This window comes from uncultured Alsobacter sp. (assembly GCF_945952055.1).
Classification (GTDB): Bacteria; Pseudomonadota; Alphaproteobacteria; order Rhizobiales; family Beijerinckiaceae; genus Alsobacter.
Genome location: NZ_CAMFHB010000046.1, coordinates 29,950 through 51,948, shown reverse-complemented (window position 1 = coordinate 51,948; position 21,999 = coordinate 29,950). Strand labels below are relative to the sequence as shown.

General features: G+C 66.5%; 20 protein-coding genes. 9 read left to right on the top strand and 11 right to left on the bottom strand.

Annotated elements, in window-relative coordinates; translation table 11 throughout:
• From Q0Q47_RS25100 to Q0Q47_RS25085, 4 genes are all read right to left on the bottom strand, one after another.
• Positions 1-571: amino acid ABC transporter ATP-binding protein (locus Q0Q47_RS25100; RefSeq protein ID WP_293866612.1), on the bottom strand; the 571-nt coding region annotated here is incomplete at its 3' end.
• An 11-nt stretch (positions 572-582) separates the two neighbouring features.
• Positions 583-1,767: an amino acid ABC transporter permease gene (locus tag Q0Q47_RS25095; protein ID WP_293866609.1), complete on the bottom strand. Its 1,185-nt coding sequence runs from the start codon at positions 1,765-1,767 to the stop codon at positions 583-585.
• 10 nt (positions 1,768-1,777) lie between these two features.
• The gene (locus tag Q0Q47_RS25090) at positions 1,778-2,971 is read right to left on the bottom strand and encodes an amino acid ABC transporter permease (RefSeq protein ID WP_293866606.1); all 1,194 of its coding nucleotides are present in this window, start codon (positions 2,969-2,971) and stop codon (positions 1,778-1,780) included.
• 102 nt (positions 2,972-3,073) lie between these two features.
• A complete protein-coding gene (locus Q0Q47_RS25085) occupies positions 3,074-4,099 on the bottom strand; it encodes an amino acid ABC transporter substrate-binding protein (protein ID WP_293866603.1) in 1,026 nt (341 codons plus the stop codon).
• A gap of 216 nt (positions 4,100-4,315) precedes the next feature.
• On the opposite strand from Q0Q47_RS25085, the gene metC reads away from it, so the two are divergent.
• On the top strand, positions 4,316-5,503 hold the full coding sequence (gene metC, locus Q0Q47_RS25080; RefSeq protein WP_293866600.1) for a cystathionine beta-lyase: 1,188 nt from the start codon (positions 4,316-4,318) through the stop codon (positions 5,501-5,503).
• 12 nt (positions 5,504-5,515) lie between these two features.
• On the opposite strand, the gene Q0Q47_RS25075 is transcribed toward metC, so the two are convergent.
• The 4 genes from Q0Q47_RS25075 to Q0Q47_RS25060 are packed head-to-tail and all read right to left on the bottom strand — an operon-like array spanning position 5,516 to position 8,843.
• On the bottom strand, positions 5,516-6,100 hold the full coding sequence (locus Q0Q47_RS25075) for a pyridoxamine 5'-phosphate oxidase family protein (protein ID WP_293866597.1): 585 nt from the start codon (positions 6,098-6,100) through the stop codon (positions 5,516-5,518).
• Positions 6,101-6,104: 4 nt separating this feature from the next.
• Positions 6,105-6,428 (bottom strand): lipid-A-disaccharide synthase N-terminal domain-containing protein, encoded by a 324-nt coding sequence (locus Q0Q47_RS25070; protein ID WP_293866594.1) that lies wholly within the window; start codon positions 6,426-6,428, stop codon positions 6,105-6,107.
• Positions 6,428-7,168 (bottom strand): glycosyltransferase family 2 protein, encoded by a 741-nt coding sequence (locus Q0Q47_RS25065; RefSeq protein ID WP_293866591.1) that lies wholly within the window; start codon positions 7,166-7,168, stop codon positions 6,428-6,430. The genes Q0Q47_RS25070 and Q0Q47_RS25065 overlap by 1 nt, the downstream gene beginning before the upstream one ends.
• A 7-nt stretch (positions 7,169-7,175) precedes the next feature.
• Positions 7,176-8,843, bottom strand: a complete 1,668-nt coding sequence (locus Q0Q47_RS25060) for a glycosyltransferase family 39 protein (RefSeq protein ID WP_293866588.1) — start codon at positions 8,841-8,843, stop codon at positions 7,176-7,178.
• 238 nt (positions 8,844-9,081) lie between these two features.
• Here Q0Q47_RS25060 and Q0Q47_RS25055 point away from each other — a divergent pair, with 238 nt between their 5' ends.
• Together Q0Q47_RS25055 and Q0Q47_RS25050 are read left to right on the top strand one after the other, a co-directional pair.
• Positions 9,082-9,345 (top strand): hypothetical protein, encoded by a 264-nt coding sequence (locus Q0Q47_RS25055; RefSeq protein WP_293866585.1) that lies wholly within the window; start codon positions 9,082-9,084, stop codon positions 9,343-9,345.
• Positions 9,346-9,774: 429 nt separating this feature from the next.
• Complete coding sequence (locus tag Q0Q47_RS25050) at positions 9,775-11,205, top strand: undecaprenyl-phosphate glucose phosphotransferase (RefSeq protein ID WP_293866582.1); 1,431 nt, start codon at positions 9,775-9,777, stop codon at positions 11,203-11,205.
• A 76-nt stretch (positions 11,206-11,281) separates the two neighbouring features.
• On the opposite strand, the gene Q0Q47_RS25045 is transcribed toward Q0Q47_RS25050, so the two are convergent.
• Entirely contained in the window at positions 11,282-12,067 is a 786-nt protein-coding gene (locus Q0Q47_RS25045; protein ID WP_293866579.1) for a metallophosphoesterase family protein, read from the bottom strand.
• A 299-nt stretch (positions 12,068-12,366) separates the two neighbouring features.
• On the opposite strand from Q0Q47_RS25045, the gene Q0Q47_RS25040 reads away from it, so the two are divergent.
• Positions 12,367-13,341, top strand: a complete 975-nt coding sequence (locus Q0Q47_RS25040; RefSeq protein WP_293866576.1) for a hypothetical protein — start codon at positions 12,367-12,369, stop codon at positions 13,339-13,341.
• Between the two features lie 110 nt (positions 13,342-13,451).
• The gene (locus tag Q0Q47_RS25035) at positions 13,452-14,543 is read left to right on the top strand and encodes an acyltransferase (protein WP_293866573.1); all 1,092 of its coding nucleotides are present in this window, start codon (positions 13,452-13,454) and stop codon (positions 14,541-14,543) included.
• A 41-nt stretch (positions 14,544-14,584) separates the two neighbouring features.
• On the opposite strand, the gene Q0Q47_RS25030 is transcribed toward Q0Q47_RS25035, so the two are convergent.
• On the bottom strand, positions 14,585-15,778 hold the full coding sequence (locus Q0Q47_RS25030) for a GNAT family N-acetyltransferase (protein WP_293866569.1): 1,194 nt from the start codon (positions 15,776-15,778) through the stop codon (positions 14,585-14,587).
• Positions 15,779-15,949: 171 nt separating this feature from the next.
• Here Q0Q47_RS25030 and Q0Q47_RS25025 point away from each other — a divergent pair, with 171 nt between their 5' ends.
• Genes Q0Q47_RS25025 through Q0Q47_RS25010 form a run of 4 tightly spaced genes read left to right on the top strand, consistent with a single transcriptional unit; the run spans position 15,950 to position 20,890 of the window.
• Positions 15,950-16,942: a glycosyltransferase family 2 protein gene (locus Q0Q47_RS25025; RefSeq protein WP_293866566.1), complete on the top strand. Its 993-nt coding sequence runs from the start codon at positions 15,950-15,952 to the stop codon at positions 16,940-16,942.
• A 4-nt stretch (positions 16,943-16,946) separates the two neighbouring features.
• Complete coding sequence (locus Q0Q47_RS25020; RefSeq protein WP_293866563.1) at positions 16,947-18,131, top strand: glycosyltransferase family 2 protein; 1,185 nt, start codon at positions 16,947-16,949, stop codon at positions 18,129-18,131.
• A 10-nt stretch (positions 18,132-18,141) separates the two neighbouring features.
• Positions 18,142-19,620, top strand: a complete 1,479-nt coding sequence (locus Q0Q47_RS25015; RefSeq protein WP_293866560.1) for a formyl transferase — start codon at positions 18,142-18,144, stop codon at positions 19,618-19,620.
• Between the two features lie 46 nt (positions 19,621-19,666).
• The gene (locus Q0Q47_RS25010; RefSeq protein WP_293866557.1) at positions 19,667-20,890 is read left to right on the top strand and encodes a glycosyltransferase family 4 protein; all 1,224 of its coding nucleotides are present in this window, start codon (positions 19,667-19,669) and stop codon (positions 20,888-20,890) included.
• Between the two features lie 15 nt (positions 20,891-20,905).
• On the opposite strand, the gene Q0Q47_RS25005 is transcribed toward Q0Q47_RS25010, so the two are convergent.
• Entirely contained in the window at positions 20,906-21,991 is a 1,086-nt protein-coding gene (locus Q0Q47_RS25005; protein ID WP_293866554.1) for a glycosyltransferase, read from the bottom strand.
• Between the last annotated feature and the right edge of the window lie 8 nt (positions 21,992-21,999).

The following is a 21,999-nucleotide window of genomic DNA, read 5'->3' as shown; positions in this document are numbered from 1 at the left end:
CCTTGACCATTTCCGGGTCGAGCGCCGAGGTCGGCTCGTCGAACAGCATGATCTTGGGGCTCATGCACAGCGAGCGGGCGATGGCCACGCGCTGCTGCTGCCCACCCGAGAGCTGGCCCGGGTACTTGTTCGCCTGCTCCGGGATCTTGACGCGGCGAAGGTAATGCATGGCCACCTCCTCGGCGTCCTTCTTCGGCATCTTCTTCACCCAGATCGGGGCGAGCGTGCAGTTCTCGAGGATGGTGAGGTGCGGGAACAGGTTGAAGTGCTGGAACACCATGCCGACCTCGCGGCGGATCTCGTCGATCCGCTTGAGGTCGTTGGTGAGCTCGATGCCGTCGACGACGATCTTGCCCTTCTGGTGCTCCTCGAGCCGGTTGATGCACCGGATCATGGTCGACTTGCCGGAGCCCGATGGTCCGCACACGACGAGACGCTCGCCACGGCGCACGGTGAGGTTCACGTCGCGCAGGACGTGGAACTCGCCGTACCACTTGTTCATGCTGACGATCTCGATCGCCATCTCGTTGTTGAGCTTCGCAGGCTTCAGTCCCGCGGGTGCGGCGCTCATGTCGTTTCCCCTCAGCGTTTGTCGGCTTTGGCCAGGCGTGCCTCGACGTCACGGGCGTACCGGGACATGAGGTAGCAGCAGATGAAGTAGAAGATGGCGGCGTAGACGTATCCGGTCGTGCTCACGGTCGGAGCGGCCCAGCGCGGGTCGATGCGGGCGGCCTCGATCGCCTTCAGGAAGTCGAAGATGCCGACCACCACCACCAGCGTCGTGTCCTTGAACAGGCCGATGAAGGTGTTGACGATGTTGGGGATGGTGATCTTCAGCGCCTGCGGCAGGACGACCAGCCGCATCATCAGGCCGTAGGGCAGGCCCAGCGCCATGGCGCCTTCGTACTGTCCCTTCGGCAGCGCCTGCAGGCCGGCGCGCACCACCTCGGCCATGTAGGCGGAGGCGAACAGCGCGATGCCGATCAGGGCGCGCAGGAGCTTGTCCGGCTGCAGGTAGGACGGCACGAACAAGGGCAGCATGACGCTGGCCATGAACAGCACCGTGATCAGCGGCACGCCGCGGACGAACTCGATGAAGGTGACGCTGAACAGGCGCGCCGCGGGCATGCTGGAGCGTCGCCCCAGCGCCAGCAGGATGCCCAGCGGCAGCGACACGACCATGCCGACGGCCGAGCAGACGATGCTGACGAGGATGCCGCCCCACAGCGTCGTCTCGACATAGGGCAGGCCCAGCGCCGGGACGCCCACCAGCAGCACGTAGCTGATGATCGGCAGGCCGACGAAGAAGTAGAGCGCCGCCAGATCCTTGCGCGGCAAGCGCATGCTCAGCAGCCACACCACGCCCAGGCCGAGCAGCACGAAGAACGTGTCGACGCGCCAGCGCTGCGGGATGGGATAGGACCCGTAGGTGAAGTAACCGGCCCGCTCGGCCACGAAGGCCCAGCAGGCGCCGACGACGGGCCTGGCCTCGGTGATGATGCAGGCCTCGCGGTCCTTGCCCGACCACACGGCGTCGATGAAGAGGAACCGGATCAGCCCCGGCAGCAGCCACAGCGCCAGCGCCGCGATCACCACCGTCAGGAAGATGTTGAGCGGCCCGGTGAACAGGTGATGCCGGATCCAGGCGATCGGCCCCACCTCCGAGGACGGGGGCGGAGACGCGGCGACGGTGTCGGCCCGGACGAAGCGGACCGGCTGGTCGCCACGCGGAATCGGGGATCCGCCGAAGTCGGTTGTCGCGGTCATGGCGTGTCCCTCACCGCTCCACCAGCGCCTTGCGGCGATTGTACCAGTTCATCAGCATCGACGTTCCCAGGCTGATGGAGAGATAGACGAGCATGGTGATGCCCACGACCTCGATCGCCTGGCCGGTCTGGTTGAGCACCGTGCCCGTGAACACGTTGGCAAGGTCGGGGTAGCCCACGAACACCGCCAGCGAGGAGTTCTTCGTCAGGTTGAGGTACTGGCTCGTCAGCGGCGGGATGATCACCCGCAGGGCCTGCGGAATGATGATCAGCTTGGTCGTCAGGTTCGGCTTCAGCCCCAGCGCGAAGGCCGCCTCGGTCTGGCCGCGCGACACGGCCATGATCCCGGCGCGCACCACCTCGGTGATGAAGGCGCCGGTGTAGATCACCAGCCCGAACAGGAGGGCCAGGAACTCCGGCTGCACCACCATGCCGCCGGTGATGTTGAAGCGCCCGGCTTTCGGCGCGTCGAACTGCAGCGGCAGGCCCATGGCGAGGAAGACGAGGACCGGCAGGCCGATGACCAGGCCGAGCGTGACGAGCCCCACGGGAGCCTGCTGGCCGGTCGCCGCCTGGCGCTTGCGGGCCCAGGACGAGTACGCGAAGGACCCCGCCAGCCCCACGAGGAAGGAGACCCAGACCGCCGTGAACCCCGCCTGCGGCACGGGGCTCGGCATGAACAGGCCGCGCTGGTTGAGGAAGGTCGAGAAGGGCAGCTGGACGCTGTCGCGCACCGCGGGCAGCGCCTTGAGCACCGCGTTGTACCAGAACAGCAATTGCAGCAGCAGTGGCAGGTTGCGGACGATCTCCACGTACCAGCGGGCGACGCCGGCCACGAGAACGTTCTTGGAGAGCCGCGCCACACCCATGGTGAAGCCGAGCATGGTCGCCAGCACGATGCCGATGGCGGCGACGACGAGCGTGTTGATCAGGCCGACCCAGAAGGCCTGGCCATAGGTGCTCGTGGCCTCCGAATAGGCGATGAAGGTCTGGCTGATGCCGAAGCCGGCAATGTTGTCCCAGAAGCCGAGGCCGGAAGCGATCTTCTGGCGCTGCAGGTTCTCGCGGGCGTTCAGGAACGCCTCGACGAAGAGGAAGACGACGACCAGGACCAGAACGGCCTGGAAGACGAAACTACGGACGCGCGGATCGTTGATCGGCGAAACCTTCGGCGGACCTGCCGCCCCGCCGTGTGCCTGGCTCATGACTTACCCCACCCTCTGTCTCGCGGCAGGCAATTCTGGTGCCAGCTTAGATGCCGCGAATGCGGGGTGCGGTTCGGCCGCACCCCGTCGTCTTCAGGCCGATCAGCGGATCGGCGGAGCGTATTGGAGGCCGCCCTTCGTCCACAGCGCGTTCAGGCCGCGGGCGATCTTGAGCGGGGAGCCGGCGCCGACGTTGCGCTCGAAGCTTTCGCCGTAGTTACCCATGTGCTTGACGATGTTATAGGCCCAGTCGTTGCTCAGGCCCATCGACTCGCCGAACTTGCCCTCGGTGCCCAGCAGGCGCTTCACGTCCGGGTTCTCGGACTTGCGCATCTGGTCGACGTTGGCCTTCGTCACGCCGAGCTCCTCGGCGGTGACCTGGGCGAAGTGCACCCACTTCACGAGATCCAGCCACTGGTCGTCGCCCTTGCGGACCGCCGGCCCGAGCGGCTCCTTCGAAATGATCTCGGGGAGGACGATGTGGTCGTCCGGCTTGGAGGCGCGCAGGCGCTCCGAGTAGAGGCCCGAGGCGTCCGTCGTGAAGGCGTCGCAACGGCCGGCGTCATAGGCCTTGAACGTGTCGTCGGACGTGGCGAACACGACCGGCTTCAGCTCGAGCTTGTTGGCGCGGAAGTAGTCGGCGAGGTTGAGCTCGGTCGTGGTGCCCTGCTGGACGCACACCGACGCGCCGCCCAGCTCGAGGGCCGAGGCGACCTTCAGGCTCTTGCGGACCATGAAGCCCTGGCCGTCGTAGTAGTTCACGCCCGTGAACTCGAGGCCGAGCGAGGTCTCGCGCGACATCGTCCAGGTGCCGTTGCGGATCAGCACGTCCACTTCGCCGGACTGCAGCGCCGTGAAGCGATCCTTGGCCGACAGCGGGACGAACTTCACCTTGGTCGGGTCATTGAAGATGGCGACGGCGATCGAGCGGCACAGGTCGACGTCGAGGCCGGTCCAGTTGCCCTGGGCATCGGGAAGACCGAAGCCGGCGAGGCCGGGGTTCGACCCGCACTGCAGGAAACCCTTCTGCTTCACGGCGTCGAGCGTCGATTGCTTCTGCTGGGCGAACGCGGTCGTCGCCGACAGCGCGAGGGCGGCGCCGAGCGCCGCGGTGATCAGGGTCTTCATGACGTAGTGGCTCCCACTCTAGATTGTGTCCCCGCTTGCCGGGGATCGGATGTTGCGCGCTTGGCCGCCGTCGGGGCCGGAAAGCGCCGCATGGTCCCATCTGATGGAACTTTGGGGAGACGGTCAAGCCCGGTCGCCGGGTCGCCCGGCCGGGGTTGACCCCCTGGCCGGGCGCCACCGATAAGGGGGTGGTCTCCTCCTTCACGGAACCGTCGCATGTCCAAGATCACGCCCGAAGACGTCGCCCGTTTCGGCACCCGCACACGCCTCGTCCACGCCGGGCGCGACCCTGCCGAACAGCACGGGTTCGTCAACACCCCGATCTACCGGGGATCGACGGTGATCTACCCGTCGCTGGACGCCATCACGAACAGGCGCTCGCGCTACACCTATGGGACGCGGGGCACGCCCACGACCGACTCGCTCGAAGCGGCCTGGACGCAGCTGTGCGACGCGGCCGGCACGGTCGTGGTGGGGTCCGGCCTGGCGGCGGTGACCATCGCCCTGCTCTCCTGCCTCAAGTCGGGAGACCACCTGCTCGTCACCGACAGCGTCTATCGCCCGACGCGGCTGTTCTGCGACGGCATGCTGAAGCGCTTCGGGGTGGAGACCACCTACTACGATCCCGGCGTCGGCGCGCGGATCGAGGACCTGATGCGGCCCAACACGGCCGCCGTGTTCACCGAGGCTCCCGGTTCCCAGTCCTTCGAGATGCAGGACATCCCGGCCATCGCCGAGGTGGCGCACCGGCGCGGCGCCACCGTGCTCATGGACAACACCTGGGCGACCCCCCTCTTCTTCCCGCCCCACGCCATGGGCGTCGACCTGGCGATCGAGGCTGGCACGAAGTACCTGTCCGGCAGCTCGGACCTGCTGCTGGGCCTCGTGTCCGCCAATGCCGCGCATTGGAAGGCCCTGCGCGACACCTACGACGCCATGGCGATCTGCCCCGGCCCGGAGGACGTGTTCCTGGCGCTGCGCGGCATGCGGACGATGGCGCTGCGCCTCAAGGAACACGAGCGGCAGGCGCTCGATCTCGCCGAATGGCTGCGCGGCCGGCCCGAGGTGAAGGAGGTGCTGCATCCCGGACTGCCGGGCGCTCCCGGGCACGACATCTGGAAGCGGGACTTCCGCGGCTCCTCGGGCCTTTTCTCGATCATCATCCACCCGGTCACGCGCGACCAGCTCGCCGCCATGCTCGACGACCTGAAGCTGTTCGGCATGGGGTACTCGTGGGGCGGCTACGAAAGCCTGATCATCCCGTTCGACTGCTCGGAGTACCGCACGGCGACGACGTGGAACCCCGGCGGCCAGGGGCTGCGAATCCAGGTGGGGCTCGAGGATCTCGACGACCTGAAGGCCGACCTCGCCGAAGGCTTCGCCAGGCTCGCCCGGGCCAAGTGAAGGCCTGGGCCGTTAGGGCGCCAGCCAGGTGCCTTCGCAGTCGTCGCCGGTCCAGCTGAAGCAGGCGCGGCGGTGCCCGGTCTGGGCGAGGTGGAGCCATTCCAGCGCGTCGATCCGCGCGATGACCGCGACGAAGTTCGCCCGGCCGGTCTCCACCTCCTGCGGGTTCGCCGGGAGCGAGAACGAACCGCCCTCCCCGATCGGGCTACCGGGCGCCGGCCGGGTCGCGTAGCAGACCCGGCTCATCGGCTGGGAGGTCAGCCAGGCGTTGTCGGCGATGCCTCCGTCGGCGTGCAGGCTCACCGTCGCGTCGACCCGGATCTGCACCTTGGCGCCGGGGTCGTAGACGTGGATTCCGATCCGCGGTTCGGCCGTCATCTCCGCCACTTTCGGGGAGCGGGCATCGGTGTGGAAGCGCAGCTCGCGGCGCGCCGTGTCGAAGCCGCGCAGCACCACGGTGCGCAGGCGCGGCCGCCCATCGGCGGCCACCGTGGCGATGGTGGGCGTGTGCATGGGGCTGCGCCGGTCGGCGACGGCGCGCGACAGGAGACGGGTGGCTTCGGACAGGACGGCCTGCAGGTCTGGGCCGATGGCCATGGCCTCAGGTCCTCTTGCCGCGTTCCTTGAGGACGAGCATCACGTTGCGCACGTAGATCCCCACCGCCAGCGCCTGCCCCATGATGATGATGGGCTCGCGCCGGACAAGACCGTAGATCAGCGTCATCATGCCGCCGCTGATGGAGAACATCCAGAACGCCATGGGCATGACGCTGCGCCCGGCGCGCTCGCTGGCGATCCACTGCACGATGAAGCGTGCCGTGAAGAGCAGCTGGGCCACGATGCCGAAGGCGAGCCAGAAGTCGAACCGCGCCACGAACACGTCGTAGAGATAGTCGGCGAGGCCGTGGTAGTAGGCCAGAAGCATCAGGTGATCTCCGTCGCCTCGGGCACGCTGCGGCGCCGGCGGATCAACCACCAGACGCCGGCGAGATCGAGGATGCCGACCCACAGCCGGTCAAAGAAGCCGTAATTCGACACGCCGGTCAGGCGCGGCCGGTCCACGACATCGACGAGCGCGACGGCGTAGCCTTCCCGGCGGACCAGCGCCGGCATGAACCGATGCAGAGCGTCGAAATAGGGCAATGCCAGGTAGACGTCGCGCCGGATCGCCTTGAGCCCGCAGCCGGTGTCGCGCGTGCCGTCCTTCAGGACGAAGCTGCGGACCTTGTTGGCGATGCGCGACTGCAGCTTCTTGAAGCCGGTGTCCTTGCGCCCCAGCCGCTGGCCGGCCGCGAGCCCGGTTCCCGGGCCGCCGGCGACGAGCGCCTCGACGAGGCGCGGGATGTAGGCGGGATCGTTCTGTCCGTCGCCGTCGATCGTGACGACGATGCTGCCGCGCGCGGCGCGGACCCCGGAGCGAACGGCAGCGCTTTGCCCGCACGAGCGCGCATGCCGGACCTGCCGCAGCCACGGGCGGGCGGCGCGCAGGTCGGCCAGCACGGCCGGCGTGGCGTCACTCGACCCGTCGTCCACGTAGACGACTTCGAACGGTCCGTTCGGGGCGCAAGCCGCCTGGATCTCGGCGACGAGCGGCGCGATGTTGCCGGCCTCGTTGCGCACGGGCACGACGACGGACACGACGGGTGTGGTCAGGGTCTCGCTCATGGCGCCGTCATGGACCGAGATAGACCCCGATGTCGAGAGCCCGGCCGCCGTTCAGGTTGAGACCGGTCACGCGCGACAGGAGTTTGGGCTGGAGCCCGGCCTCGCCCGCCGCCTTGAGGAAGGCCTCCTCCTGGCGCTTTTCGACGAAGGCGACGCGGCAGGCTCCTTGGCGCAGATAGCCGGCAGCGCCCGGCCCGTCCGTCATCTCCAGATCCGTCCGCGTGAGGAACACGAGGCTCGGCTCGCGATACCCCACCGTGGCCAGGCCGGTCGGCGCGCACTCGGCCGCCCTCGCCGCCTCGGCCAGCCGCGGGCTGATCGCCACGGCGCGCAGGAGGGGCACCGTGGCCCAATAGGCTCCGAAGGCGACGAGGACCGACGCCGCGACCGCCTGGATGGCGGAGGTGCCGAAGAAGGAGCGGAAATAGGAGCGCCAGGCCAGCACGGCCGCCACGCTGGCGAGTGCGAACAGCGCGAGGCCCGCCCACGGGACGACCCCGTCCAGCCGGACGGCGCCGGCGGTGGCCGCCACGCCCAGCGCCACGACGAGCGCCGGAAGCAGCCCCATCACGAGGCGGGGGACCATCCCGGCCACGGCGAGAGCCCGGGCCTCGGCCGCGAGCGCGGCGAGGATGGCGAGCGCGGGATAGAGCGGCAGGACGTAGTGGGGCAGCTTGGTCGGCACGGCCTCGAACACGATCCACATGGGGATCGCCCAGGCGAGGCAGAACAGCACCGGGTCCGACCAGCGCTGCCGCCAGCCGAACGGAATGGCGAGCAGCACCCAAGGCGCCAGCGGCCAGGCGGTGCCGAGGAATGCGGCGAGATAGGTGCCGGGCGGGGCTCCGTGGGACTCCTGGCCGGCCGCGACCTTGCCGAGCATGTCCTGGCCCACGGCCTCCTCGAAGAAGGTGCCGCCCGTCTTGATGGTGATGGCGACCATCCAGGGGGCCACCATCACGAGAACGATGAGGAGGCCCCAGAGCGGCCGAAGCCGCCGCAGCCACGCCGCCGACCGGTCGGCAACGCACAGCGTGGCGGCCGTCAGCCCGACGATGGCCGGTGCGATTGGCCCCTTCACGAGGACCGAGACGCCCATCGCCACCCAGAACCCCAGGAACCAGGGCCAGGGCAGCCGCGCGCGGGGATCCTCGCGGGTCATCCACACCCGCGCCAGGCCCCCCATGCAGGCGACGACGGTGGCGCTGAGCACGGCATCGGTCTTGGCCAGCCGCGCTTCGACCCCCAGCAGGATGACCGCGGCCATCAGGATTGCCGCCATGAAGGCGGCCCGGCGGGTGCTCAGGCCCACGCCGACGGCATAGGTGAGCAGCACCACCAGAATCGCGCCCAGGAGCGACGGCAGCCGGTAGAGCCAGATGAGCCCGCGCGCGCCCTCGATGCCGGCGCGCTCGGCGGCGTCCACGACCGCGGCCTGCATCCAGTAGATGCCGACCGGCTTCTTGTGCCGGGCCTCCGTCTGGAATCGGATGTCCACGAAGTCGCGCGTCTCGAGCATCTGGCGGGTCGCCTGCGCGAACCGCGGCTCGTCCCGGTCCATCGGGGGAAGTCCCTTCAGCCCCGGCAGGAACAAGGCGAGCGCCAGGACGAACAGCAGCGCCGCCGCCCGCAGGTGGCTTCGCTCGAGCCATTCGAAAACCGAGGATAAGGTCACCACACCGTCCCATCCTTGGGGCCGGGACGGATTTCGGCGTCCCGGCCTCGCCAGGGCCTCTCACTGCCGCAGGCCGGTTCGTCTGTCCAGTTCGGGTGCTCCCGGGCGGGGTGTATGCTCGCGGACGGCGGGACACCCTTTGACCACATTAACCGTCAAACGATGACCAACTGCGACTCGGCCGCTGGGTTGGCATCGAGTCGCATGAGCCATTAACGATTGCGCGTCTACCGTCGTAGTGCGCGACAAGAAGAAAGCAGAGAGCCACGCCGGAATGCAGGGTTACATTCTCTTTTTACCAATTTTGCTCGGCGCCTTGAGTTCTGTCACGTTGAGTGTCATCGGACTTTTCGTGGTCTCCAGTTTTGCGGCGGGCATGATCTTGATCGCGCCGTTCGAGAGACCGTTCTCACCGCTGGACGTCGCGACGTTTCTAGGTGCGCTTCAGGCGTCCTACCTCGCGGCCGGATGGATGAGCACTTTCCTCCGCGCTCCGCGCTAATTTGACTGCTTTGAGGCGGGAATTAGGCTGTTGCGATGGCGCGGCCATGCATCTCGCACGTGCGATAATTAAGAATTAGATCGATCTTTAACACGCGAATCATTGTCACGCTGCGCGTTACGATTTTATACAGTCGCTGCTCAAATCGATGTTCACTGGTTAACCAGAATTAATAAAGCACAATCAAGACAAGACTGACCTCTGCGCAAATTCAACTAATAATTGTATCGACGCAGAAGGTTCCGTTACCAAAACCCTTCAAGCGCCCTAAAGTGGTAGCCCTTAAATTAATGTCGCCTAAGTTGCTGTTTTTGCACGCCCTTTTGGCACACGACCGGCAAGCTGGTTAGCAAACAATTACCGCAAATTGACAACCATTGGTTGCGTCCTTTAACACTCCGTCCAGCATAAGATGCGTGGGCGAGAACAATGGCGCTGTACGACAACTTGGAAGGCAGCCGGTTAAAGGCGGAGCACTTCGGAAGGTTAATTCCCCGCGCCGAAGCAATTGCATTCCTGTTCGCGTGTGTCGCGATTGTGGCCGATATCGGCATCATTGTGGCAGCAAGTACCGCCGCGACATTGGTGTACTCACAACTCACCGGCGTGAACGTCGACATTTCCCGACAGCGTGAGAGCGCCTTGGTCCTCTCCGCCCTCTTCGTCACCTTCTCCCTGGGTGGCGACGTTTACCGGCTCAAGACCCTGGCGATCCTTTCCGCGCCGAAGATCGCGATGAAGTGGTTCGTCGCTCTGGGCGTGTTCCTGGCGGTTGCCTTCCTCTTTAAGTCCGGCGCCTACTACTCTCGCGGCGTGATCCTGGTGCTGACGCCCATCGGTCTCGCTGGCCTTGTGTCGAGCCGCTTCCTGATCGCTCGGGCGGTGCGGCAAACGTTGGCGGCCAACCATGTTCCGCCCATGCGCCTGGCCATCATCGGCATCGCCGATGAGACGGAGGAAGCCGTCCGGCACCGCCTGTCCGACGAGCCCTCGGTTCACGTGGCGTCCTATGTGGCCCTCGGCTCCACGCCGGACCTGGGCCGCCTGCGCGACGTGATCGCGCTGAGCCACGCCGGCCGCATCGACCAGATCCTGGTCGCCGTGCCGTGGACCCACTCCGACGTGATCGAGCAGGCCATCGTGGAGCTGCGCAAGCAGGCCCTCCCCGTCATGCTGCTGCCCGACCTGCAGAGCGTCGAGTACATCTCGCGGCCGGCCCAGCTTGGACCGCTGCCGGTGTTCGAGCTCAAGCGCGCCGCGCTGGGCCCGAGCGAGCTCCTGATGAAGCGGGCGCTCGACGTCTCCATCGCGTCCGCCGCGCTGATCATGCTGTCGCCGCTGCTCCTGCTCACGGCGATCGCGATCAAGCTCGACAGCCGCGGCCCCGTGCTGTTCCGCCAGCGCCGCCATGGCTTCAACAACACCGAATTCCGGATCTTCAAGTTCCGCTCGATGCGCGTCGCCGAGGACGGTGCCCAGATCAAGCAGGCGGTTCGCGGCGACCCCCGGGTGACGCGGGTCGGCTCCTTCCTGCGCAAGTCCAGCATCGACGAACTTCCGCAGCTCCTGAACGTGATCCGGGGCGAGATGTCCCTCGTCGGACCGCGCCCCCACGCAATCGCCCACAACGAAGCCTGGATCAAGATGGTCGAGAACTATGCCCAGCGGCACAACATCCTGCCGGGCATCACGGGGCTGGCGCAGGTGAACGGGTTCCGTGGCGAAGCCGACACCCCGGACAAGATCGACGCCCGCGTGAAGCTCGACCTCAAATACATCGCGTCGTGGAGCCTGGCGCTCGACGTCAAGATCCTGGTGCGGACCGTCGCCGTGCTGTTCTTCCAGAAGCAGGCCTACTGAGCGAACGCAGACCCGGGACTGCCGGCTCCGGCAGTCCCTCGCGCCGGGTCCTGCCGCCAGGCTGGCGCAGTTCCGATCAGGGTTCCGACCGCCGCCCCTTCGTTCCCATGCCCGTGGTCAGCCAGGCCCGGGTGTCCTCCTCCAGGACGAGCGCTGTCAGGTGCCCCGTCGCGTAGGCTCCGGTGTCGATGCCGATGCGGTTCGCCCGGACCTGGGGAATTTCCAGCGGCGTGTGGCCGTGGACGATGATCCGCCCGAACGTCTCGCCGCTTGACAGGAACGGCTCCCGGATTGTCACGAGGTCCATGGCCGACTGCTGCTCCAGCGGCACGCCGGGCCGGATCCCGGCATGGCAGAAGAAGTAGTCGCCGGCGGCCGTGCGATCCCGCAGGTCCTTGAGGAACACGAGGTGGTCGGGCGGGAGCGCGGCGAGAAGTTCGTCGTGGATCGCCGTCAGCACCTCGCCGGTCGGGCCGCTCGTCATCAGCTTTCGCACGTCGACGCCGTAGGAGGCGAGCGTGGGCAGGGCTCCGTAGCTCTGCCACTGCGCCCACATCGCCGGTTCGTCGAGAAACGACATGAAGGCGAGTTCGTGGTTGCCGCGTAGCGCCATGATCGGCGTGGGCCAATCGCGCGCGACCAGCATGTCCAGGACTTGCCTCGAGTCCGGCCCACGGTCGACATAGTCCCCGAGGAAGACCGTGATCACGGGATCGCTGAAGCCCGTCAGATCGTCAGCGACGAGATCGCGGAGTTCACGCAACAGGTCGACGCGGCCATGGACATCGCCCACGGCATAGATCCGAAGCCCCCCGGGAATCGACGCCGTGCTTCCGCCGGAAGGCGGTTCGTGATCGCGCACGGCAGGCCTTCGAAACAATCTCCCGATCACCTGCTGCCCCCTCGCCGCCGCCGCCGCATGTCTGACATGCTCTCGCACCGCAGCAAGGTCAAGCCGGTGAGCGTTGTTCGGGGACAGAATGCGAAACGACCCGGAGGCAGAAACAAGTCAGGATCGCGATCGTTTTAGTCTTCGTCGAAACCATAGCAATTTTTAGCTCTTCCAATGGAACTTGAAGCGATGCAGATGTTTCAGGAAGCGTGCCCGCAGTGTGCGGTATGAGAAGCGAAATCACGGGTTTTTACGGGAAGAAGCAGTCCATGGTCACAAAGCTGATGGCACTCCTGGCAGTGCTCGCGCTTGCCCCGGCCGCTTTCGCAGGAGAGCCGCGCGTCTTTTCCCCCGACAGCTTCTGGTACCGCAAGCTTCCAGCGAATACCCCGCTTCATCCGGAGTCGGCGGAGTTCGTCAAGGAATTCCAACGTCAGAAGGCCATGTACTACGGCACGGTCGGCATCAACACGGTCGACTACGCCAGCCCGGTCTACGTGGTGAAAGGCAACGAGAAGACAACCAAGGTCCAGGTATGGGATTGCTTCTCGCGGGGGACCGTGGATGCCGGATTGGCCAGGCAATGGGAGGATGTTCCCATTCCGCCGGGAGCCCAACAGGCCGGGGGCACCGACGCCGAGATGACGATCTACCAGCCGAGCACCGACACGATCTGGGAGTTCTGGCAGGCACGGCAGACAGAGGGGCGTTGGGAAGCCTGTTGGGGAGGGCGCATGGCGAATGCGTCCCGCAATCCCGGTATCTGGCCGCGCCCCTATGGCACGACGGCGACGGGACTGCCGTTCCTCGGTGGGCAGTTGTCAGTGGCGGAACTCAAGTCCGGCCGGATCGAGCACGCGATCGGCATCGCCCTGGTCGAAACGGCCGCGTCTTCGGTCGTGTCCTGGCCTGCCAACCGATCGGACGGCGAGAACCCCGACAACGCGCCGAACCGGATACCTCAGGGTCTGCGTTTTCGTCTCGACCCCGCGGTCGACGTGAACGCACTGGACATGCATCCCATCGGAAAGATGATCGCCAGGGCCGCTCAAACCTATGGTTTCGTGGTCTGGGACAAGGCGGGAGCCATCATGCTGCGTGCCGAAAATCCCAAGAGCTTCACGGTTCGCGGAGAGCCCAACCCCTACGACGCGCTGTTTGCCGGGACACCGCAATACGCGATCCTCGAAGGCTTCCCATGGCACCGGCTGCAGTTCCTGCCTCACGATTTCGGGAAACCGTGACAGCCCCGACATCCGACACATTAAGCTTAACGAAACATTGGGTAACGTTAAATTGATTGGCCTTTAGGCAGGAGTAAATTCGCAAAGTTCGTTGCGGAGCTCATGCCCGAATGTCTCGCCTCCGTCATATCGACGGCCTCCGTGCCATTGCGACCGCACTTGTCGTCTTGTTCCACGGCTATTCGCGGTGGCCCGAGTATTTTCCGTATGGCGACAAATATGTCGGACTTCCTGTACTCTCGAGCGGCAAGCCCGGCGTCGAATTGTTTTTCATGATCTCGGGATTCGTCATCCTGATGACGCTCGAGAAATGCACCAGTTTCAGCATCTTCATCGGCAAGCGCTGGTTGCGGCTGTTTCCGGCCATTCTGATCTGCTCGGCAATCATCTACGTGACGGGACCTCTGCTTTGGCACAGGCCCGCTGGAACTCCCACCGCCGCCAGTCTGGTCCCGGGGCTGCTGCTGATCGATCCTTATTGGCTCCACGTCGTCACGCGGCTGCGCTGGCCTCTCGCCGAGGGCGCGATGTGGTCGCTGTTCGTCGAGGTTCAATTCTACTTCGTTTTCGGGATCGGCTATTTCGTGCTGGGCAGCGTCCGTGTCGCGGTGTTGACCTTCGCCCTGTTCGTGGCCTCCCACGCGGTGTCGTTGGCGAACGCGGCCTTCAGCAGCAATCCCGGGCGCATCGGCGATCTCGTGACCGTGCTGGGCACCGAGTACTATGGCTGGTTCGCGGTCGGTGCGTGCATGTATCTTTTCTGGAAACATGGGCAGCATCGCTACCTGATCATGGCCCTCATCGCGGGTGCCGCATCGAGCCTCGTCCTTTCGGGTGAGGAGGCTGTCCTTGTCGGGCTGTCGATGACTGCGCTCTTCGTCGGAGCCGTGACCAGCGCGCCCCTGCAGGCCGTGATCGGGCGAGGCATTCTCCCTGCGCTCGGGTTGATCACCTATCCCGTCTACCTCCTCCACGAGAACATGATGGTGTCGCTGATCATCCAGGAACGGGAAGCCGGCCTACCCCTTTCCGACGCGCTGCTGCCGCTGCCGCCGATCGCACTCATTCTCGGACTGAGTTGGATGATCGCGCGCGTGGTCGAGCCGCGCCTGCGCAAGGCCATCGCCCGGCTGGCCGGGATGCGGGACGCGCATCGGGCGCTTGGCACGAAGCCGGGTCTACTGCCCAGCCACCGAGGCTGACGACCTCTCGGGAAGGTCCTGTCCTCATCGCCGGGGCCGTGTCACGCCGGGCCGGCCGTCTCCGCCGTTTCCGGTTGCGCCGCCGCAGCGGGCCGCTTCAACTGTTCGCGCGCGCGCATCACGCGCCGCTTGGCGGATCGAGACAGCCTGACCGCCTCGTCCATGATCCGTCCCGCGAACGTCACGGGCCACGTCACGCTGACGAGATCCTCGCCTTTGTCGCAGAACCGCCCTTTGTACGCATCGTTGCCAGCTCCGAGGTCGAAGACGGCGAGCCCATCATGATAGGCGTCCCTGATCACGGACAGGGCGAGGATCTCACCGGGACTGCACCGGCTGTACTGCGGCGAAGCGTCGTAGGAGATGATCGAGCCGCTGAGGCGGCCGCGACTTTCGCAGCACCCCATGACCGCGACCGTTTCCGCTCCGCACGTCAGTGCGTACACGCTCAAGCCAGGCTTACAGCCGGAGGCTTGCGGGGTCGCCGCCTCACGGATGAAGGCTTCCACGCCCTTCTCGGCAAAGGGATCGGCGATCTTCTGCTTGGCCAGCCTCTGACGTTTCTGGAGCAGAAAGGCGTCGAGCGCAGCCTGGATGTCCGCAGGTTCCACGAGGCGCCGATAGGATGTCGGGGCGATGTCGTCCAGCCACTTCTGCTTCTGCGTGAATTTCCGGCGGGTGGATTTGCTGAGCTTGGGCGGGCACTGCCCCGGGGTTTCCTGCAGCAGGAGGACCGCCATCGATTCGGTCCGGTAGGATCGGACCTGCGCCAGCGGATTCGGATGTTCGCCCCACATGGGCGGCTGACGCTTCAGGTCGATGAGATCGATTCGGCCTACCGCCGAGGCCAGGCTCGTCAGCCACACGGACGTGGGCAGCGCCGAAAGGTCGCCCACCGAACTGGGGTCGAGGATCGGGCCGTTGATGTTGCTGTGGTCGCCGCCCGCGTACCGCAAGATCGACAGCGGACCTGCCGTGTCGACGACCAGCGGGAAGAGGCAGATGATTTTTCCGGCTGAATTAGAGAAGGTGACAACGACGACCTGCTGCCGACGCGCGGCGCTGACGTGCTTGTACCAGGCGCTGACCCACGCGAACCGCTGATACGGGGAACAGTCGCCCTTATCCTCGAGAGCCCGCCAGTCGGCCTCCAGGATCCAGGGGTCCCTGTGAGCCTGCACGGACAAGCCGAAGTCCGAGGCGGCTGCCGATGCGTCCAATGCGTCTGCCTTCAAGGCTGCTGCTACCAAATAAGTGGAACGGGATGTGTGCCTTTCGAGCACGGTTTAACCACCCTTCGTCAGAGCGTCACGTTAAACGACTGTGTTAGGGCATCAACCACAATCTATAGATGATACTCCCTTATCAACTGTGGAAAATGACGAACTTGCAACATCGCATCGACCATGGTTGAAACCACCTCCTCCGCTCCATCCGCAAAGCTAAAGGTTGTCGTGCCGGCCGGCTCTCAATTCACTGTCGTCATTCCTCTCTTCAACAAGGCAAATTTTATCGGAAGAGCCATCGCGTCGGTGAAGCTTCAGTCTTCGAGTGATTTCCGTGCCGTCATCATCGACGACGGGTCCACGGATGGCAGCGGCGATCGTGCGTTGCACGCCATCGGCGGAGATCCCCGGTTCGAACTCATCCGCCAGGACAATGCAGGGGTCTCGTCCGCGCGCAATGCGGGTGTTCTGGCAGCCCGAACGGATTGGGTCGCCTTTCTCGACGCGGACGACGAATGGCAGCCCGGCTTCCTCGCTGCGATCGCGGACGTGATCGACGGTTCGGCCGACCTGACGATGGTGAGCACGGCTTATGTCGAGGACCATCCGACCGATCCTGTCGTCAACGACTGGGGGTATGGCACCAACGGTTACGTCGCCTTCGACTACGATTTCTTCGGGCTCTGGGCCAGCTATGGAGGGCCGCCCGTCTGGTCCTCGGCCGTCGCCGTCAGGCGCGACGCGATCCTGAGCACGGGAGGCTTTCCGGTCGGGATCTCTCTTGGCGAGGACATCCTGTGCTGGATGGCCCTGTTGAACACCGGACGTCGCGCCTTCATCGCCCGACTGCTGGCCACCAGCCACGGCGACGATTCGGGATCCCTCACGAGGGCACCGTCTCCCCGCTCCGTCGCAAGCCACCAGCACCTGGTCGACGCGGTGGCAAGGCTCGAGCACCCCGCGGCAGCGGCCGTGCGCAAGCACGTCAACACGTCCCACTGCTACATGCTGATGAGAACCGGCGACTCTTCACTCCTGCTTCGCCATCTGCGCACGCATTTCGCCAGCGTTCCCCTGCGTACATGGATTCGTAGCCTGTTGTTCGCCATAGGTGCAGAACGGCAACGGCTCTTCTCGCGCCGCCCCAAAGCGGCCCCCAACAGGAATGCCTGACCTCATGGCTTTGGTCTCACTGCTGCTTTCGGCCCTCTTCTGGATCCTGTCGCTGGGTTCCAGTCTTGCGGTCGCCTACCTCGTCCTCTTGACGATCGCAGCGCTGTTCCGTCCGCCTCGCGTGAGCGAGCGCGTGCCCGTCCCGGCCGACTTCCGGCTCGTCATCCTGGTACCGGCCCACAACGAAGCCAGCCAATTGCCGCTCCTGGCCAAGAGCCTGGCGAAGCAGACCCTTCCGACCCAGAACTTCACGGTTCACGTGGTGGCCGACAACTGCACCGACGCCACGGCGAAGATCGGTCGCCAGGCGGGCTTCACCGTCCACGAGCGGTCCGATGCCGGGCTGCGCGGCAAGGGCCATGCGCTCGACTGGCTGATCAAGCGCATCGACCCGACCAACGTCAGCGCCTTCGTGTTCATCGACGCGGACTCGCAGGTGTCGCCCAACTTCCTGGAGCGGATCGGCTGGCAGTTCGCCATCGGCGCCCGGGCGGTGCAGGTGTTCTACGGCGTCGCCGATCCCGAGGCGTCGTGGAGCAAGGCCGCGCGCGCCGCCGCCATGCTGCTGGTCAACGGGCTGCGTCCGCTCGGCCGCTCCAATCTCGGCGGCTCGGCCGGCGTGAAGGGCACCGGCATGGCGTTCGCGCCCGACCTCCTGCGGGGCCACTCGTGGGGATCGCTGCTGGCCGAGGACGCCGCGTTCCACCTCGACCTCGTCCTGCAGGGCGAGCGCGTGATCTTCGACGACACGGCCACGGTGATGGCCCATGTCCCGGCCTCGCTCGAGGGAGCACAGGTCCAGAACAAGCGCTGGGAAGCCGGCCGGCTCGAACTGGTGCGCACCTATGTCCCGCGCCTCCTGTCGAAGGCGCTGCGCGGATCCGGCGTGGCCCTCGACTCGCTGGCCGACCTCCTCGTCCCGCCGCTGTCCATGCTGGTCGCCGTCATTCTCGTCGGCCTGCTCGGGGGAGCCATCCTCGGGTCCTCGGGCCTCGTCTGGCTCGCTGTCCTGAGCATCGTGGGCCTCGCCTTCCACGTGCTGGCCGGCATGGCCATCGCCGGGGCGTCCGGCGTCCACTACCGGGCGCTGGCCATGGCGCCCGCGCTGATCCTGTGGAAGGTGCGCCTCTACCTGCCGCTCCTCTTCGGCCGGCGCCCCGACGGATGGATCAAGACGGAACGGGACTGAAACCGGCACCATGGCCCCTTCGATCGACATCCGCGTCGCCCGCAGCCGGCCGTGGCGCTGGATCCTGGAGTTCGCGCGACAGCTCGAGGAGCGCGGCCACCGCGTCTCGGTCCAGGCGGTCGACGGGCAGCCCGGATTGCCGAGCGCGCTGACGCTCCTCTTCTCGCTGGAGAACACCCTCTTCGGCCGGCCGGAGGCGTCGCGGACGGACCTGCTGGCCCCCTCGGACTGGCCGAAGGACGCGTCGCGGGCCGAGCCCGACCTGGTGATCGACTTCAGCGGCGCGCCCTCCCCCGCGGCCCCCGGCACGCGCACCCTCGTGCCTGTCTATGACGGAACGCCGTCCGAGGACGCGATCTTCGCGGCGCTGCTCGACGAGCGGGCCCCCGGCATCGCTTTCCGCGACGTGGCATCGGGCGAGATCGTGGCCGAGGGACTGGTGGCGATCGACGACTTCTCCGTCCTCTCGCGCTCCGCCGACCAGGCCTTCTCGCGTGTACAGACCCTGGGCCTGATGGCCGCCGCCGGCGGTCCTCGGCGGCGGCTCGACGGTCCGGCGTTGCCGGCCTCGGCCGGTCGCTCGCCCCTCGTCTTCCTCGCCGCCCAGCTCATCGGCAAGGTCGCGAACCGGCTGACCCGCCTGGCTTCCGGCCGACCGCACCATTGGCGCATCGCGTTCAGGCCCGCGGCGGCGGGCGACCGGATCTGGGACCGGCGCGCGCTTCCCGACGCCGCATGGACGTTCGTCCCCGACGACGGCGCCCGCTATTTCGCAGATCCCTTTCCGTTCGAAACCCACGGCCGGATGCATCTGTTCTGCGAGGAGTACCCCTACGCGACCATGCGGGGGATCATCTCCGTGATCGAGATCGAGGCTGGCCGGCAGGTCGGCCCGGCTGTTCCGATCATCGAGACCGGCTACCACCTCTCCTATCCCTTCATCTTCGAGCGCGACGGCACGATCTGGATGGTGCCGGAGACGTCCGGGAACAACACGATCGAGCTGTGGCGCTGCACGGACTTTCCGCGCGGGTGGGAGCGTCACGCCATCCTCGTCGACGGCGTGGCCGCCACGGACGCGACCATTCTGTTCGGCGGCGAACGCCTGTTCATGTTCGCGTCCGTCCGCCATGCCGGGTCCGCCAGCCATGACGCGCTGATGGTCTGGTCGGCCCCGCGCCTGGAAGGGCCTTGGACCGCGTTCTCCGCCGATCCCGTCCTGGTCGACGCGCGGTCGTCCCGGCCGGCCGGCCGGATGCAGGTCATCGACGGGACCGCCTGGCGTCCGGCCCAGGACTGCAGCAGCGCGTATGGCGGAGCCCTGACGCTCTGCCGCGTCGACGCGCTCGATCCGGAGGCGGGCGTCTTCCGCCAGACGACGATGGCGCGAATCGTCCCTCCGACCGACCGCGCGTGGACCGGCCTCCACACGCTGAACGAAGCCGGCGGCCTCGAGTTCATCGACCTTTGCGGACGTTCACGCCCATGACACGCGTGTACGTGCCCCGTTTCTCTTGCGAATTCGAGCTTTAGTCATGGCGAACACGCGCGTCTGTTACATCGTCAACCACTATCCCAAGGTCAGCCACAGCTTCATCCGCCGCGAGATCCTCGGCGTGGAGAAGGCCGGCGTCGCGGTCGAGCGCGTCTCGGTGCGGGGTTGGAGCGACGTCCTGGTTGATGCGACGGACCTCAGCGAGCAGTCGCGCACCGAGTACATCCTGCGGCCCGGCCTCGTGCCGCTGATCCTGGGCGCGGCCGGTGTGGCGCTGTCCAAGCCCGCGGCCTTCTGGAAGGCCCTGCTCACCGCCGCGCGGATGTCTCGCCGCAGCGATCGGACGCTGGCCCATCACATGGCCTATCTCCTGGAGGCCGCGGCGGTGGCGGCGCTGGCCCGCAAGAAGGGCTTCGACCACATCCACGCGCATTTCGGCACGAACAGCACGGACGTGGCGCTGCTGGCCTCGATCCTGACCGGCCTGCCCTTCAGCTTCACCGTGCATGGCGCCGACGAGGTCGACCGGCCCATCGCGCTGAACCTGCCCGAGAAGGTGGCGCAGGCCCGATTCGTTGTCGCAGTCAGCCATTACGGGCGGGGGCAGCTCTACCGGTGGTGCGCGCTGCCCCACTGGGGGAAGATCCAGGTGGTGCATTGCGGGGTGGACGACTCGTTCCTCGCCGAGCCGCCCGTGCCGGCGGAGTTTCCGCAGCGGCTCGTGTGCCTCGGCCGGCTCTGCAATGAGAAAGCGCAGCTGCTTCTCGTGGAGGCCGTGGCGGAGCTCGTGCGGGAGGGTCGGCGCTTCGAGCTCGTCCTGGCGGGCGACGGCGAGCTCCGGGCGCCCGTGGAGGCGCTCATCGCCAAGCACGGCCTGCGGGACGTGGTGAGCATCACCGGCTGGATCGACGGCGCGCGCGTGCGCGACGAGATCCTCGCCGCCAGAGCCGTCGTGCTGCCGAGCCTGATGGAGGGCATTCCCGTCGCGCTGATGGAGAGCCTTGCGTTGGCGCGACCGGTGGTGACCACCTTCGTCGGCGGCATTCCGGAGCTCGTGTCGGACGGCGTCGAGGGCTGGGTCGTCCCCGCGGGCTCGCGGCACGACCTGGCAGTCGCATTGCGCGCCTGCCTCGATGCGAGCAGCGACGAAGTCCGGGCCCGCGGCGCGGCCGGGCGCAATCGCGTCCTGGAAATGCATTCGTCCAACGACGAGGCGGCGCGCCTGGCGCGCCTCTTCACCGGCCAGCCGGTGGAGCCGCGCTGAGCGGCAGGGACGTCTTCAGGCGTCCAGTTCCGCGACGGGGTCCGCGATCCTTTCGATCGGATAGTCACGCAGTCCACGCAGAAGCCACGTCTTGACGCTGTTCTTCTCGGACGAGCGCATACCGTGGCGTTGCGCGTGCATGGCAAAGCCGAGTGCCATCGGCAACCGCCTGCGGTCCTTGAGGCAGGACCGGAAGCTCAGTTCGCGCGCCAGACTGGCGGAGGGACCGAAGGCCCGCGGCAGAGCTTCAGACAGGACTTCGAAGTCGTCACGAAAATCCCACTCCCCGCCGAGATCGAGAAGCATGTCACCGTGATTGACGAACGGAAGCGGCCGAACGGGCGCCGTCCCGTGGATGGCTGAGAAAGCTCGGCCAAGGCAAGCGGACGCACGCGCCGCGGCGCGCATGGTATCCGCGACCTTCGCTTTGCTGATGTTCCCGCCGTGCTCGCGGTATTGGAAAAGGTTCTGCGGGAGGTTTCGTCCTGGCCGCAGAAGCGCCAGCTGGCCGAACAGAAAATAGTCCTCGGCGAGCCGCGGGACGACGTGATCGCGGTCTCTCGGGTCGGCATCGAGAAAGTACTCCCCATACCGAGCTCCGACCTCGCGCAGGCAACTCATGCGGAACGCGACGGACGGGTGACAGGCAATGCCGCCGAAGAGGCACACGGCCCGGATCGCGTCGTCGCCGAGGGGGACGTCCATTTCAGCGATCTTGCGCCCGTCCTGATCGATGATGTCACCGTGGGAGCCGAAGAACGCCACATCTGGCGCTGCCTCGAAAGCATCCACCAGTGTCGCGATGCGCTCGGGCTTGGAGAGGTCGTCCGCGTCTTGCCGCACGGCGAACGCGCAGTCGGCTGCGTCCAGTCCGAAGTTCAAGGCTTCCGAGAGGGAGCGCTCCCTGGCGAACGGCAAGATTTCGATGCGCGGATCGCGGCGGCGCCATTCGGCAAGGATCTCGGGCGTGGCGTCCGTCGAGGCGTGCTCTATGGCCAGAAGGCGCCAGTCCTGGAAGGTCTGGGCCTGGAGCGTGGCCAGGGTCTCCCGGAGGAACCGCTCTCCGTTGCGCACGGGCATAATGATGTCGACACGAGCCATTCCGGGCT